General features: G+C 38.5%; 8 protein-coding genes. 3 read left to right on the top strand and 5 right to left on the bottom strand.

Features of this window, described 5'->3' with window-relative positions; translation table 11 throughout:
* Both PQ459_17975 and PQ459_17970 read left to right on the top strand, forming a co-directional pair.
* Positions 1–576 carry a chemotaxis protein CheB gene (locus PQ459_17975; protein WDF46774.1) on the top strand — a complete coding sequence of 192 codons (576 nt, stop codon included), beginning with the start codon at positions 1–3 and terminating at the stop codon, positions 574–576.
* A 15-nt stretch (positions 577–591) separates the two neighbouring features.
* On the top strand, positions 592–954 hold the full coding sequence (locus tag PQ459_17970; protein WDF46773.1) for a response regulator: 363 nt from the start codon (positions 592–594) through the stop codon (positions 952–954).
* Positions 955–1,028: 74 nt separating this feature from the next.
* On the opposite strand, the gene PQ459_17965 is transcribed toward PQ459_17970, so the two are convergent.
* Positions 1,029–2,639, bottom strand: coding sequence for a Na+/H+ antiporter (locus PQ459_17965; protein WDF46772.1), 1,611 nt, complete (start codon positions 2,637–2,639; stop codon positions 1,029–1,031).
* Between the two features lie 251 nt (positions 2,640–2,890).
* On the opposite strand from PQ459_17965, the gene PQ459_17960 reads away from it, so the two are divergent.
* On the top strand, positions 2,891–4,915 hold the full coding sequence (locus tag PQ459_17960) for a M13 family metallopeptidase (protein ID WDF46771.1): 2,025 nt from the start codon (positions 2,891–2,893) through the stop codon (positions 4,913–4,915).
* A 395-nt stretch (positions 4,916–5,310) separates the two neighbouring features.
* On the opposite strand, the gene PQ459_17955 is transcribed toward PQ459_17960, so the two are convergent.
* The 4 genes from PQ459_17955 to dnaE form a co-directional block, all read right to left on the bottom strand.
* Positions 5,311–6,903, bottom strand: a complete 1,593-nt coding sequence (locus PQ459_17955; GenBank protein ID WDF46770.1) for a T9SS type A sorting domain-containing protein — start codon at positions 6,901–6,903, stop codon at positions 5,311–5,313.
* Between the two features lie 160 nt (positions 6,904–7,063).
* Positions 7,064–9,544, bottom strand: a complete 2,481-nt coding sequence (locus PQ459_17950) for a GEVED domain-containing protein (protein ID WDF46769.1) — start codon at positions 9,542–9,544, stop codon at positions 7,064–7,066.
* A gap of 186 nt (positions 9,545–9,730) precedes the next feature.
* The gene (locus PQ459_17945; GenBank protein ID WDF46768.1) at positions 9,731–11,284 is read right to left on the bottom strand and encodes a GEVED domain-containing protein; all 1,554 of its coding nucleotides are present in this window, start codon (positions 11,282–11,284) and stop codon (positions 9,731–9,733) included.
* Between the two features lie 261 nt (positions 11,285–11,545).
* Positions 11,546–16,195, bottom strand: a complete 4,650-nt coding sequence (dnaE, locus tag PQ459_17940; GenBank protein WDF46767.1) for a DNA polymerase III subunit alpha — start codon at positions 16,193–16,195, stop codon at positions 11,546–11,548.
* Positions 16,196–16,422 lie beyond the last annotated feature (227 nt).

Here is a 16,422-nt window from a genome sequence, read left to right as displayed (position 1 = left end):
ATGGAAACGAAAGGTCTCATAACGGATTTAGTGGTCATCGGCGGATCTGCAGGCAGTCTGCAGGTGATCCTGACAATGGTCAAAAATCTGAATGGCGATCTCAACTTTCCCATTGTTTTGATCCTGCATCGCAAGGCTCAGGCAGAAAGTATTCTTCCGAGGTTGTTGCAACAATTCTCTTTGATAGATGTGCTGGAAATCGAGGACAAAACTGAGATCAAGAATAATAAGATCTACATAGTGCCATCGGACTATCATCTTTTGTTTGAGGATAAAAATACGGTTTCTCTGGATGGCTCAGAAAAAATGAATTATTCGCGACCGTCAATCGATGTCACTTTCAGATCGGCTGCCGAGATCTTCGGACAAAGTGTTGTAGGTGTGCTGTTGTCAGGCGCCAATTCGGATGGCGTGGAAGGGTTGAAATATATCAAAAGAAATAATGGCAAGGTCTGGATTCAGGATCCGGAAACCGCAGACGTAGATTATATGCCAAGACAGGCGGTCGAAAATGTGGAGTATGATCTCATCGTGAAACCAGATGATCTGGCGAAGCATATTAACCAATTAAAATAACTAACTATATAGACAATGAATAAGATTTTAATTTTTGACGACGATGCAAGCATTCTCGAGGTCATCAGTATCATTTTTGAAGAAAATGGCTACAAGGTAGAGATCTCCGAGACCTCACACGACATCATAGAAAAAGTGGCGAAGTTTCGCCCAGATGTGATCTTGATGGACAATTGGATCCCGAATATCGGCGGCGTAGAAGCAACGAAATTATTAAAGAGTAACGAAGAATTTAAAAATATTCCTGTGATCTACGTGACAGCGAACAATGATATTGCAGCATTGGCAGCAAGTGCACAGGCAGATGATTTTGTTGCAAAACCTTTTAATCTTGAGGATTTAGAAGAAAAAGTGGCGCATTATATGAATTTGAAATAAGTGTATTTTTTGTAAACTGTACAACAATAATTTAAAAACTCTTCCTAATTCGGGAAGAGTTTTTTGATGTTATTTTATGAATGGAAATCCGGATTAATCCTCAAATCGTTGAGGTCCAATTGTAGCTCGGCTTTTCTGATTTCCTCGTCTTCATAATATTTTTCTTTTCTCATTTGGAAGATCTCCACTCTTTGTTTGTCATAGATTTCTTTCAGTATTGTTTCAAAATTATCGATCTCTTGGGTTGTACAGTTATTGCACTCCATCAGGTCCAGTTGATTCTCTGTGTTTTCTGTTTCCAACGAGATCTGCATTCTGTAGTTTTTCAGGAGATTGCTTTTCTCTAATGCTTCGCTGTAATTATTATTAATGTGACTCAATGCCAATCTATTAAGTCTGATTTGGATCTGTGCTTCCTGTTGTTCTTGTGGCAGTACAACATCCATTGCAGGCATGTCAAGTTTCTTAACGAGGAATGGCAAAGACAATCCTTGCACAACCAGAGTTATAAAGATGACAACAAATGTTATTAATAAAATCAAATTACGATGAGGAAAAGGAGAGCCATCCGGCAAAAGGTAAGGAATTGAAAGTGCCGTTGCCAATGAAACCACACCACGCATTCCCGCCCAGCCAATGACGAGCGGTCCTTTCCAACCGGGATTTTGTTCCTTTCTTACAGATTTGAAAAGCCATCTTGGAACAAATGCGGCCGGATAGATCCACAAAAACCGAATTGCGATAGCGACAATACTGATGACCACACCATATTTAATCCCTTGTATTAATGACGCTTCTTCTAAACCGTTAATGATAGATGGCAACGACAGTCCAATTAATATGAAAACCATTGCATTCATCACAAAGATAACGGTTGTCCAAACGCCAAGCATATTAAGTCTCGTATTACCGTTTTTGAAGATCTCGTGCGATCTGTAAGAGATGAAAAGTCCACCAGTCACCACAGCCATCACACCAGAAAAATGAAACTGCTCTGCACCAAGATATAAGATGTACGGCGTCATAATCGTTAATGCCGCATCAATTGCTGAGGTCGTCGGGAGAAAACGATGGATCAAATACATAATCCCACCACCAGCTAGTCCGCAGACTATTCCCATTCCAGCCACTAAAAAAAACTGACCCACTGCAACGTGCATAGAGAAACTGCCAGTTAAAATCGCAGCTAAGGCAAAGCGGAAGACAATCAAAGATGACGCATCATTTACCAAACTTTCGCCTTCCAAAATGCTCACAATTCTTTTCGGAATTGGTAATCCTTTCAAAACAGAAGTGGCAGCTACGGCATCCGGTGGCGAAATAATTCCGCCTAGCAAAAATCCTAAAGCCAACGTGAAACCTGGGATCATCGCCTGAGAAAGGTAAGCCACAATGACAGACGTCGCGAAAACCAAACCGAAAGCCAAAAGAGATATTGGTCTTTTCCATTTCCAGAAGTCGTTCCACGAGGTGTACCAAGCAGCTTCATATAACAGAGGTGGAAGGAAAATTAGAAAGACTAATTCCGGATCCAGTTCTATTTCGGGAATACCGGGGAGCAAGCTGATGGCCAGTCCGGCGATGACCAAGAATATGGGATAAGCAATCTTCATTTTCCGGGCCACCATTACCATCATAAAAACTGAGAATAATAAGGCTAATATCAATAATAAATTATGATGCATTTGTGTAATAATTGTTTTGAATTTGAGGTGTAAAAATATCATTCTGTCAACTAAAATCCTATATCATAGGTCAATTAATTCGAGTATTACATGTGTTGTTGTTAATTATTTCATTAATACTTTAATTATTAATCAGTTATAGAAGTATTTTGGGTAATAAGTCTTAATTTTAGTTTTTCGAAATTTAGGAGGTTAATTTGTAACAAATTCTGCTTTAAAACTACTTATAGAACAAATATTTTTATCAAGAAATGAAAAAGATCTCACTTACAGCATTAATGATAGCTTCTTTGGTAAGCACCGTTTCTGCCCAATCCAAGCAAAACGCTTTGGAATTGACCTATATGGACACTACTGTTCGTCCGCAAGATGATTTTTACAACTATGTCAACGGAACTTGGATGAAGACTGCCAAGATCCCTGCAGACAAGCCAAGTTGGGGATCTTTCACACAATTGAGAGAGACGACAGATAATAATTCTCTTGGACTTTTGGACAATATCCTAAAGGAAAAATTCGAAAATGGTTCCGAAGGTCAGAAGATCCAAGCGCTTTACCAGACTTATATGGATATGAACAAGCGTAATGCTGATGGTCTGAACCCGATCAAGGCTGATCTTGCGAAGATCGATGGGATCAAGAATCTTTCTGATCTTCAAAAATATCTGATCGATGCCACGAAAAGAGGCGACAACTCTTTCTACGAGTGGGGTGTGGATGGTGACCTTAAAGATTCTAAGATGAACGCTGTTTATTTAGGCGATGCTTCTCTTGGGCTTGGTAGAGACTATTACCAAAAAGATTCTCCGAAGAATACCGAAACCATCGAGGAGTACAAAAAATATGTAGCTCAGGTCCTTACTGAGATCGGATACAAAAATTCTGCTGCTGTAGCTGGTCAGATCGTTGATTTCGAAAAGAAAATTGCTAAGACCTTGCTGACCAACGAGCAGGTGCGTGACGCAACTTTACAGTACAATCCTAAAACTTTGCCGGAACTAAAATCATTGGTGAAAAACATCGACCTTCCAAAATATTTGGCTGAGGTAGGTGTGAAAACCGACAAAGTGATCATTGGAGAGCTTGGCTACTATAAAAATCTTGATACATTCTTGACAGAGAAAAACATTCCTTTGATCAAAGATTATCTTAAATTCAATTTGGTTTCTGGAAGCGCAGGTTACCTGAACCAGAAGTTGGATACGATGAAGTTTGATTTCTACAGCAAATATCTACAAGGCCAGCAAGAGCAGAGAGCGATGAACAAAAGAGCGCTTGGCTTGATCAATGGTGTTGTGGGAGAAGCTTTCGGAAAGGTTTATGTTGAGAAATATTTCACGCCGGAAGCTAAAGCGCAGATGTTGACCTACGTCGATTATCTTAAGAAGAGTTTCGCTGTTCATATCAATGGCTTGACTTGGATGTCTTCTGTGACCAAGACCAAAGCCTTGGAAAAATTGAATAAATTCACTGTAAAGATCGCTTATCCTGATACGTGGAAAGATTATTCCAAATTGACTTTGAAGTCTGAAAAAGATGGTGGAACACTTTATGGAAATCTTCAAAACGTGTCTAGCTGGCATTATGCTAAGGAATTAGAAAAAATTGGAAAACCAGTGGACAAGAAAGAGTGGGGAATGTCGCCACAAACTGTGAACGCATACTACAATCCGGTGAACAACGAGATCGTTTTCCCTGCCGCGATCCTTCAGCCGCCTTTCTTCAATGCTGATGCTGATGCAGCGGTCAACTTTGGAGGAATTGGAGCGGTGATCGGTCACGAGATGACGCACGGTTTTGATGACAGTGGTGCACAGTTCGACGGCGATGGTAACTTGACAGACTGGTGGACCGCAGAGGATAAAGCTAACTTCGAGAAAGCGACGAAAAGTCTTGCAGCTCAGTACGATACTTATTCGCCAGTGAAGGATGTTCACGTGAACGGAACTTTCACCAACGGAGAGAATATCGCCGATCTTGGTGGTGTGAACATCGCTTATGACGCCCTTCAGATGTATCTTAAAGATAAAGGTAATCCAGGTAAAATTGATGGTTACTCACCGGATCAACGATTCTTCCTAAGCTGGGCAACCGTTTGGAGAACGCTTTCTACGGAGAAGTTTATGACCAATCAGGTGAAAACGGATCCACACTCTCCAGGTTTCTTCAGAAGTTTTGGACCATTGGTGAACACCGAGGCTTTCTATAAAGCGTTTGATGTGAAACAAGGCGACAAGCTTTACAAAAAACCAGAAGAGAGAGTGAAGATCTGGTAATCAACTATAAATTATAAAATTAAAGTCCCGTGAATTTCGCGGGACTTTTTTTGTTTGATATTCCGAATTGTTTGTTAGATGCAATTCTTGAAGAAAACAAAATCTTGTATACTTTTAAGTTTTAATGTTTAATAAATCAAATTTCATTAATAAAAAATCATATTGTTTTGGATTTTGAAGTCTCGTTATGATAAGTTTGCATTTGTATGGCTATGAAATGTTTCTTAAGGTATTTTATCTCGATCCAGAAAAAAGGGTTCGTTATTAGCTGATAGAAAAAGGCTGCGGTTGAGTAAGATGAGATCTGGAATTGAATGATTGACTGAGATAAGATAAAAAAAGTCCCTCCCGTCTATTGACGAGAGGGACTTAAATATTAATCTAATTCTAAAGAATTATTTTTTGATTGCTTTGAAAGATTTTACGCTTCCGTCTTCCATTTGAAGGTTAACGATGTACAATCCAGATTTCAAGGTAGAAAGGTTAAGTTCTGCAGAAGGAGCAAGTGTTTTAACTTGTCTTCCAGAGATATCATTAACAGATACAGATTTAACACCTTTTACATCAGATATTCTAAGAACATCAGAGAATGGATTTGGATATACAGAGATACCAGCTTTAGTTACATCAGAAACTGCAAGAGCATCTTGGTAATCAATTGTGTAATCTTCTACCTGACCATTTGTCATGTTAGCACAACCATCGGCCAATGCAGGATTGATGTCTTGAGCAGCGGTACTTTGGAAGTTGTACTTGATTCTCATTGTTCTCTTACCTAGAGCAGTACCTGCTGGAATTGTGATGTTTCCTGTAAGTGGAACTGTAGTTGGAATTCCAGATGTGCTAACTTTTGTTTCAAAAGTATTGAAGTAAGCCTCTCCAGCATCATTGAAATCACCATCGTTATTCCAGTCAATGAATACGGACATACCCCATCCATTTGCTGCAGTTGCGTTATTACTACCAATGATAGATAATGGTAATGTAGTAACATCATTTTTCACTGGGAACTCAATATTTTTGAAATCCTGATGTACAGGGAAAGCGCCAAGTCCTGCAGGTGTAGGATCAGAAGTATTTGTAACACCAGCAAAAGTAACTGATCTGATTGGTGCAATTACTGACGGTGCAGTAGAAGTGATAGGGCCACAGTGTCCAACGTTGCTGTTTGTTGTGAATGTGATCTCTTGACATCCTGTAGCATCACCTACAGTATTTGTAGCTGTTACTTTAGCATAATAAGTTGAATTTGTTGGAAGTGCTACGTTCAAGGTATTTCCGTAAACAGTTGCATTCACTACATCTGAAGCTCCAGGTGTAGTTCCAATAGTGATCTTGTAAGAGCTCGCGGTAGGAGAAGTTGTCCAAGCAAGTCCATAAGTACCTCCTGGTACACTAGCTCCGCTTGTTGGAGAAGTAAATGTAGCACAAGCTGGTACTGCAGTTGCAGGCGCTTGTTTAATGATAAGGTCATCCACGTAAAGTGCTCCTACACCGGTTCCGGTTTTAGCCATCCAAGTTCCCACTGCGTAAGTTTTGTTAGGGTCAAATGTTCCAGCAGGAATTGAGCCTGTCACAGTGCCGCAAGTTGTAACAGCAGTAGCAGTCAACGGAACACCAGTTCCTAATGTCACAATTGACCATAGGTTGGATACATCATCTAACACAGCATAAGCTGCATAAAGTGTCCCTGTAAGGTTAGCTGCTTTTTTATAACTAAAAGTAATGTCAAGTTTTTGGCCATTGTTACTTTGTCCTGTTAAGTCCCCTTTTTCCAAAAGATTTGCCAGCCATCCTGTTTGTGTAACTGTTGCGCTGTAAGTTAAAGATCCTGAAGTTGTAGCACTACAGTAGTTCACTGTATTGAAACCACCACCACCAAACTGGATCATACCGGTAGCATCGCCTTCAAAATCTTCGCTGAAATCTAGTTGGGCATTAACTCCAACACCTAGTGCCAAAAGGCAAGAGAATAGAATTTTTTTCATAATATTATAAATTTATTAAAACTGATACGAATATAAAGTAATTTTTCTTTTTAAAAAAGAATATTAACACTTAAAAAGGATAAAACTTACAGATAACAAAAAAAGTTGCCTCGTTCTAGAACGAGGCAACTTCATTATTATTAATAATTTATTTTGAAAATTATTTTTTAATTGCTTTGAAAGTTTTTACGCTTCCGTCTTCCATTGTTAGGTTTACAATGTATAAACCTGTTTTAAGGCTAGAAAGATTAAGCTCTGCAGATGGCGCAAGAGATTTAACTTCTCTTCCAGAAATATCATTAACAGAGATAGATTTAACTCCTTTTACATCAGAAATCTTAAGAACATCTGTGAATGGATTAGGATATACAGAGATACCTGCTTTATTTACATCTGATACCGCTAAATATTGTTTGATCTCCACGGAGTAATCTTCAACTTCTCCATAAGTTGCAGTTCCACAAGCTGTGTTGGCATTTGCACCAGCGTTAGAATATCTTACTCTCATACGAGTTGTACCAAGTGTAGCAGTTGCTGGAATAACGATAGCTCCTGTACTTGTAATTCCATTTACAGTAACTGCAGTACGTTCTGTGCTGTCATCAAATGTTCCATCATTGTTATAGTCAATCCAAACGTAAGCGACATCACCTGTATAATAGCCAGTTGAATTTGCATTGGTAATGCTAATATTATAAGATCTGCTAGCTTCTACAGATGCAGGAGCTACTGCTGTGAAATCTTGGAAAGCTGCACGAACTGATGTATTACTTAAATTACTAAATTCTACTTTTGTAATACCCAATCCTGTATTTCCGTCCACTGTTCCTGCCGCAGAACAATACGATCCTGTTGTGAAAGTAAGTTCTGAACATCCTGTAGCTTCTCCCGTAGCATTATAAGGAACTACTTTTACATAATAAGTACTATTTGCTGCCAGATTAGAGGTATAAGATGTGCTAGTAGTAACGGTACCATTTACTAAGTTGTAACTACCAGTAGCTGTTCCTACATATAATTTGTATGCACTCGCATTTGGAGCAACAGACCAGGTAATAGTTGTTGGATTTATTGTAACTCCTGTAGCAGAAGCACTTGGAGAAGTAATTGTAGTACAGTTTGGTGCTGGTGTAGATGGTACATATGTGAATTCATCTGCTCCTACATCTGGCGTAGCAGCACTTCTAGTGTCACCATCAAAATCTGTCGTTACAGCTGCTATTGGTGTTGCCCAGTTGCTTAGATTTTCATTTTTAAAATCTGTAGTTGACAAATGTAAGTCTGTTGCAGAAACAAATACTGGTTCTACGCCTTTAGAATTAACATCTCTTGCAGGCGTAGCGTTTGTAGCCGCAGCTTGATAAGCACTAAAAGTTGCATATTGAGTTGCTGTAGTTCCAACAAGATCAATTGCAGAAATGTTAGCAGAACCACCACTGTTGTAAAGAACATTATAATCTGATGTGAATGTACCTACAGAGTTGCTATTACGGAAAGCAGCCTGGATATATCCTCCACTAGAAGTTCTAGTATTAGCAAAAATATTATTTTTTAAAACAGTTGGGTTTTGATAAGCTCTGTAATATGCATATGAACCAGTTGTCCCAGTTACAGCTCCACTAATTAAAACTGTGTTGTAATAGATATTTGCAACAGAACCAGGGTCTAATTGGTCATATATACCGATAATTGTACCTGATCCAGCAGTAGGTCCACTTAAATTGTATAGCATATTATTTGCTACCAGAATGGAAGAAGTGGCACTAATTGTATATAGATTAATTCCAGTCACAGCTCCTGCAGCAGTAGTTGTCACAATATCGTGGATTTTATTTCCTCTGTAGATAGAAGAAACAACTGTTCCCGTATTAGGTCTAATACCTGTAAGTGCTGTAGAAGCTACGGCTGCTGATAAATAAATGTCATTGTTTAAAATACTGAAACCATCAGAATTACCACCATCAAAAACACCATAAGTTGTAAAATCATATATTTTACTATTAGAAACAACATTATTAGTGTTAGCTTTTGCAGTTGTTCCAGAATTGTAAACTAAAACAGCAGGGTTAGTGGTACCTTTTGTAATTTCACTATTTGTTACTGTATTATTATTGTTACCAGCAGCAGCGGTAGAAGTAGAGAATACTAGAACTCCATTTGTAGTACCTGTAGAAACACCTCTAAGAATAATGTTTTTAACATTGTTATTTGAAGCACCATTGATGAATCTTAAAACACTTGAAGTTGTACCTGTGTTTGTATTGGAAAATGTAAGGTCTTTAGTTGTTCCATTCTCAATTATTGAACCATCAATTGTAACATTTGTAGCACCATTAAGATTCACTAGAGCAGCTGCACTTACAGTTCCTGATATTGTTGCTGCTACTGTAGGTTTTATCAAAATAGAAGTGTAACTTACTGCTCCACCTATTGCACTTAATGATGCAGAAGCTGTTTCGGTTGTGTTTCCTGAAATGCTTAATTTGATATTTCCCTGATGTGTTCCTAAATTAATGGCATCAAATGCGCCTTTTAATGTAGTGTAGGAAGCTGTTGCTGTACCAGCAGAGGCAGTAACATCAACCTGAGCATTTGCAAAAAAACCAATCGCAAATAAACTTGGTAGTAAAAATTTCTTCATAATTATTTAATTTTATTTAATATTTGGCAAATCTAATAATTATTTTCAATAAATAGAAGGTATTTTTAAATTTAATATAGAAATATTTTAGTATTTTAATAAATTGAATAATCTGTCTTAGGTAACAATAAGAAAAAGCCGTCTCATTTAAATGAGACGGCTTTATTTGTTTATAATTTTTGACAATTATTTTTTGATTGCTTTAAAAGTTTTTACGCTTCCATCTTCCATCTTAAGATTTACAATATATAAACCTGTTTTAAGACTAGAAAGGTTAAGTTCTGCAGAAGGAGCCAAAGATTTAACTTCTCTTCCAGAGACATCAGTAACAGAAACGGATTTAACACCTTTCACATCAGAAATTTTAAGAACATCTGTAAATGGATTAGGATAAACAGAGATTTTACCCTTGTCTACATCAGATACTGCCAATGTTGCTTCTTGAACAGTTACTGTGTAATCTTCAACTTCACCATAGCCATAAGAATTGTTACATGCGGTAGGAACATATGTTGAAGAGCCGTTATATTCAGCTATTACTCTTAATCTCGTATCGCCTAAAATAGCATCTGCAGGTACTGAAACATTAGCTGTGTAAGTTCCGCTTCCAGTGTAACTAGCAAGTACATACTTTTCTGAGGCAGAAAAAGATTTATCTTGATTCCAGTCGATATAAGCTGTAAGATAGTCTGTAGGATATCCAGGGTCAGCTGCTAAAGTTACAGAAAGTGTTTTTGCTTCTCCTATTTTAACTGTTGCTTTTTGAGCTGTATAATCAAAATAAGATGGTCCAGAAGCTGCTGTACCAGCAGTAGTAGTATTGGTAATTCCTTCGTAACTCACATTAGATATGTAATCCAATCTATTGTCGGAATTAGATTTCACGGTGCAATAATCAGCAGCGCCAGTAGTAAAGCTACTTTCAGTACATCCCGTTGCATCACCGATTGCATTTGTCGGTACAACTTTAGCAAAGTAAGTTGTATTGGCTGACAGCAAACCTGTAAGAGAATAAGGAGAATTAACAACAGCAGTACCATTTACGATGTCGTAGTTACCCGCACTTGTTCCTAAATATACTTTATAACTAGATGCGCCTCCTACGGTTCCCCAAGTAATAGAGTTATTGTTGTTTGGATTTGCTCCGGTAGTTGGTAGTGTAACAGTTGTACAAGATGGAGCAACTGTTGTTTCTTGCATTAATTTAACTCCATCTATGAACCAATAGAAATCATTTTGAAGAGCTGTATTGTTGGTAGTTGTCACAACAACTCTAAATTTAAAAGGAGCATTCGCTGGAACGCCAGTTGTAGCACTTGTACTTTCAGGTATTGTTCCCGAGATAGTTTGACATCCCGTTTGAGCATTAATGGCTGTTGTTCCTAATGTCGTGTAAGTATTCCCGGTTACTCTGGAATAAGAAACGGTAATAGTTCCAGTTACACCATCCCCGGTAGAATAAGGATCAGCAAACCATTTAAAAGAATAATCTATTTTCTTCGCATTGGAAGTAGATGGGTTGCTGGTATAAACTATAGTAAGAGTTCTCCCCCCATTGGTTGCGCCGTACATTTCCGCACCCAAACCTTGATTGCCATCACAAGTTACTCCAGTGTAAACTCCATTAGTGCTCCCACTTGTGTCTGAATATCCTCCTGTAGAAGTCCAGCCTGTTGGTAATGATGTAGAAGCTTCAAAGCTCTCATTGACGGTAATCTGCGCATTTGCACCAATTGCCATGGCGACAAAGCACGATAGTAAAAATTTCTTCATAATTGTTTAATTTATATTAATCATACAAATATAATAATTAATATTTAACAAAATCCATATTTAATTAATGATAATTGATTTAAAATAAAAATTTGAAAGAATATTTTTAATTGAAATTAAAATGTTTAAAAAAAAAATCTACTTAATGAATTAAAGTAGATTTTTATTGTTGTAGGGATGGGGTAATGAAGTTTTTTTTACTACTGATCTGTTTTTTAGTTTGTTTTGTTAATTTAGGAAAACTTCATAATTATTAATGGAATGAATCACTTCCAAAAGATCCTCATTAATATTGATATGATGTTTCATACTCACCACTTCCAAAACAGATTCGTCTTCCGGATTTTTGATAAAGAAGTTAAGCTTCTGCTCGCCGTGATTCTCAATGATCTTCTCTTTAAAGAATTCAATATCAGTTTTACGTAAGGAATCCAGTGGAACAACGATTGATAAGCTTCTTGCAAATCTGTCAAAAGCCTCTTTCAACTCCAAAACATCATTCACGTTGACGAAGACACGTCCGTCTTTTCCTTGAGAGAATTTGAGTTTCATAATCACAAAACGCTGAACTTCCAATTTGTCTTTCAACCTCATATAATCTCGGTCTCCCAAACGGAAAGAGTAGGAGCCTGTGTAATCTTCCAACAGGACAAAAGCCACTTTTTCCCCACTGCGGAAACCATCCGCCACACGATATTCCGTGATCAGACCCGCAACAGTATATTCTTTGGTGTTGTCTTTTTCATTCATTTTGTCCTTCCAGCTTTTCTTTTCTTCAAAAAGTTCGGGCGCTTTTGGCGGAAATGCCAAATCTTTGAAAGCTTCCACTTCGTCCAGATTCAGGAAATTGAAATTCCCTTTTGGTTCTGCTTTTTTGCCAGATTCTTCAATGATCTCATCTTCCAATCCGACTTCATCAGAAACCAAAATATCAGGTACTTCCTCATCAGGCGTATTGTCAGTTTCCAAAATTGGGATCACTTCATCCAAAACTGGGATTTCATCTTTCTTCTCATCAAGGATTGCCTTTTTGGAAAGCACACCTTGCATAAATTTAAATTGATACTTGAACTCGTCCAAAGGATGCGCCGATAAATAGAATCCGATAATTTCCTTCTCTTTATTGAGTTTATGCATATTCGGCCATTCTGCGCAAGGCAAAAGTTTCGGCTGCTCGATTTGAACTTCCTCGGCAAAATCTGCAAATAGAGAATTGTCCATTTCATTTTTGCTGTCCTGGAAACTCTGTCCATAACGTGAAAGTCTTTCAATATTCGTTTTCCCGGAAGCATCGATGTCAAAATATTGTCCGCGGTGGTAAGTGTCCAATTCGTCAAAGGCTCCGGCAGTCACCAAACTTTCCGCAACCCTTTTGTTAACTTGCGAAGGCGGAATTCGCTCAAAGAAATCATAGACATTTTTATATCTTCCGTTTTGTCTCAATGTTGCAATCGCTTCACTCGGACCTTCACCAATTCCTTTGATAGCGCCCAATCCAAAACGAATCTGTCCTTTCTCATTAACGGAGAATTTATATTGAGATTCATTCACATCCGGACCCAAAACATCAACGCCAATAGCTTTGCAATCCTCCATAAACATTGTGATGGAAGCCGTGTTATTAATGTTATTACTCATTACGCTAGCCATATATTCTGCGGGATAATTGGCTTTCAGATAAGCGGTTTGATAAGCGATCCACGCGTAACAAGTCGAGTGGGATTTGTTGAAGGCGTATTCTGCAAAGGCTTTCCAGTCATTCCAGATTTTCTCAAGTCTTTCTTCATCCAAGTTATTTTTCCTTCCACCTTCAATGAATTTCGGGTACATTTTATTAAGGACTTCGATCTGCTTTTTACCCATCGCTTTTCTCAGAGTATCGGCTTCACCTTTCGTAAAGTTGGCCAATTTCTGAGACAGAAGCATTACCTGTTCCTGATAAACGGTGATTCCGTAAGTTTCTTCAAGATATTCCTTTGTTTCTTCGAGGTCATAGATGATTTCCTCGGTTCCGTGTTTTCTATTAATGAAATTTGGGATATATTTAATAGGACCTGGACGATACAAGGCGTTCATCGCAATCAGATCGGCGAAAACCGTTGGTTTCAGTTCACGCATATATTTTTGCATTCCGGGACTCTCGTATTGAAAGATCCCAATCGTTCTTCCTTCTTTAAATAATTGATAAGTTTTGGCGTCATCCAACGGAATTTCATCCGGGTCGATATCAACGCCGTGACGTTCTTTCACAAGTTTTACCGCATCTTTGATAATGGTCAAAGTCCTTAGTCCAAGGAAATCCATCTTCAAAAGACCCGCATTTTCCGCCACCGAGTTGTCAAACTGAGAGACCAAAATGTCCGCATCTTTCGCCGCAATCGTAATTGGAACCAAATTGCTCACAGGTTCCGGCGTAATGATCACACCACAAGCGTGAATTCCCGTATTTCGGATACAGCCTTCCATTTTCTTGGCACTTTCCAAAACCGAGAATCTTGAATCATCGGAGTTTGAAAGAATGAACTTCATCTCATCCACCAATTGTTGGTCTTCCGGTTTTAACTTGTCATATTTTGAAAGCGCTTTCGCAATATTCATTCCTGGACTTGGCGGAATCAGTTTCGCGATCATATTCGTTTCTGGAATCGAAAGATCGAGAACTCTACCAGCATCTTTGATCGCCGATTTTCCTCCCAAAACCGAATATGTGATAATTTGCGCCACTTGTTCCTGACCATATTTTTCAACCACCCATTTGATGACCTTGTCACGTCCTTCATCATCAAAATCGATATCGATATCGGGCATCGAAACCCTTTCCGGATTCAGGAATCTCTCAAAAAGGAGGTCGTATTTGATCGGGTCGACATTCGTGATTTTAATGCAATAAGCAACTGCCGATCCCGCCGCCGATCCACGACCTGGACCAACCGAAACGCCCATATTTCGGGCTTCATTACAGAAATCCTGAACGATCAAGAAATAACCGGGATAACCGGTGTTGGCGATAACTTCCAGTTCAAAATCCAATCGCTCCTGAATTTCAGGCGTAATGACCGGATAACGTTTGTTCGCACCTTCGTAGGTCAAATGTCGCAGGTAGGCCATTTCACCACGTTTTCCGCCATCAGCTTCATCTTCTGGATCAATAAATTCTTCCGGAATGTCAAACTTCGGAAGCAAAACATCACGTTTCAAAGTATAAGGTTTGAACTTTGCTAAAAACTCCTCGTAAGCTTCGAAAGCGTCTGGATAATTTAAAAAAGCTTGTTTTAATTCATCTTGACTTTTGATGTAATATTCGTTGGTCGTCAAACCTTTTCTCTTTCCGAAACCTTTGCCAATCGGCGTTGATTGCTTTTCGCCATCTTTGATACAACCCAAAATGTCTTGGATATTCGCATCGTCTTTGTTGGTGTAATAAGTTTCGTTTTGAGCTAAGATCTTGACATTATATTTATCAGCAAATTGAAGTAGGACTTCATTCAAATGCTCTTCCTCGGGCAAATTGTGATTCTGGATCTGGACATAAAAATCATCACCAAATTCCTCTTTCCACCATTGGAACAATTCTTCCCCTTTTTGTTCTCCGATATTTAAGATGGTATTCGGAATATCGCCGTTGATCCCAGAAGTCAAGGCAATCAATCCTTCTTTGTATTGAGAGATCAATTCCCTGCTGATCCTTGGAACGCCAAAATAAAATCCTTTCTGAAAACCAATACTGGAAAGTTTGATCAAATTTTTATAACCATTGAAATCCTTTGCCAGCAACACCATTTGCGTTCGTCTGTCCGGATCATCTTTGGTAAATTGCTTTTGCTCGTATCTGTTGGAAATGAAAAATTCGCAACCGACAATTGGAATCAATTGATCTGTAATTGGCTCTTCTTCGTTGAAAGCTTCTCCTTTTTCTTCGGCTTCCTGTTTTTTAGCCAAATATTCTTTATGCTTTTTATTTCTTCCGGAATTCGTGTCTTCAACCGCAGAAACGAACTTGAACGCGCCCATCATATTGCCAATATCTACCATTCCAACGGCAGCGTAATTCTCATCCGTTGCTTTTTTGATAAGGTCGTTGATGTTGGTCGTAGCCGTCAAAGTCGAGAAAACACTGTGGTTGTCGAAATTGAAATATTTTCCAAGGTCGATGTCATCAATGCTGCCAACATCGGATTGTTTTTTCTTGTTGTTAAAACTCGCAACCTGTCTTCTGATGACGATTCCGAAAGGTTTGATCGGATTTGGATTGTGGGTTTGAAATTCTTTTAACTGCGTTTCATTGATCTTCAAAACATCGGTCGGAATCACGCCGATTCTCATCATTTCAAAGAAAACCTGCGCAGTCGCATTTACATCGGCTGCGGCATTATGCGCTTCATCAAATTTATGTCCGTAGAGTTTCTCGTAAAGTTCTTCCAGTTTTGGTGATTTGAATTTTCCGCCACGTCCGCCAGCCAATTGGCAATAATCTGTTCCCAGGATCATCGTATCTGCTCTTGGTTTTTCCTGAAGATTATCTGTAATGTTTTTCCTGAAAAATTCTGCCCCAACGATGTTGTAATCGAATTCCACATTGTGTCCGGAAACAACTCTAACGTTTTCCAAAGCTTTAGAAAATTCTACTAAGATCTCTTCCAGATCGCGACCTTCTTCATTGGCGATTTTAGTCGTTATCCCGTGGATTCTCGCAGCGTTGAACGGGATGTCATAACCTTCTGGTTTGATGATGTAATCTTGGTTTTCTATCAGGTTTCCATTGTCATCGTGGATTTGCCAGGCAATCTGGACCATTCTTGGCCAGTTGTCTGAATCTGAGAGCGGTGCGTTGAAATTTTTGGGTAAACCAGTGGTCTCTGTATCGAAAACTAAGTACATCTACATTGTAATTTTGCGTAAAGTTAAGGTTTTAAACAGAGAAATAAAATGCTTTGGAAATCCGATTTTGTTAAATGTTCACAAAAAAGTTAATCCTGGTTAAATGTCATTTGCAAGCCGGAATTAAATTTATTTTTGATGAAAAATAGCCTTTGAAGATATTTCTATTCTCTTGTTTTTTACTGCTTTTTCAAACCTTTTATTCACAAAATATTAGAGGTAAAATT

The organism is Chryseobacterium sp. KACC 21268 (genome assembly GCA_028736075.1).
Classification (GTDB): domain Bacteria; phylum Bacteroidota; class Bacteroidia; order Flavobacteriales; family Weeksellaceae; genus Epilithonimonas.
Note: the sequence above shows the minus strand (reverse complement) of the source record. Positions and strands in the feature narration are given on the sequence as shown.

Excerpts from the sequence above, each read along its gene's own strand:
- PQ459_17975 (WDF46774.1), top strand. The coding sequence starts at position 1 with ATGGAAACGAAAGGTCTCATAACGGATTTAGTGGTCATCGGCGGATCT.
- PQ459_17970 (WDF46773.1), top strand. The coding sequence starts at position 592 with ATGAATAAGATTTTAATTTTTGACGACGATGCAAGCATTCTCGAGGTC.
- PQ459_17965 (WDF46772.1), bottom strand. The coding sequence starts at position 2,639 with ATGCATCATAATTTATTATTGATATTAGCCTTATTATTCTCAGTTTTT.
- PQ459_17960 (WDF46771.1), top strand. The coding sequence starts at position 2,891 with ATGAAAAAGATCTCACTTACAGCATTAATGATAGCTTCTTTGGTAAGC.
- PQ459_17955 (WDF46770.1), bottom strand. The coding sequence starts at position 6,903 with ATGAAAAAAATTCTATTCTCTTGCCTTTTGGCACTAGGTGTTGGAGTT.
- PQ459_17950 (WDF46769.1), bottom strand. The coding sequence starts at position 9,544 with ATGAAGAAATTTTTACTACCAAGTTTATTTGCGATTGGTTTTTTTGCA.
- PQ459_17945 (WDF46768.1), bottom strand. The coding sequence starts at position 11,284 with ATGGCAATTGGTGCAAATGCGCAGATTACCGTCAATGAGAGCTTTGAA.
- dnaE (WDF46767.1), bottom strand. The coding sequence starts at position 16,195 with ATGTACTTAGTTTTCGATACAGAGACCACTGGTTTACCCAAAAATTTC.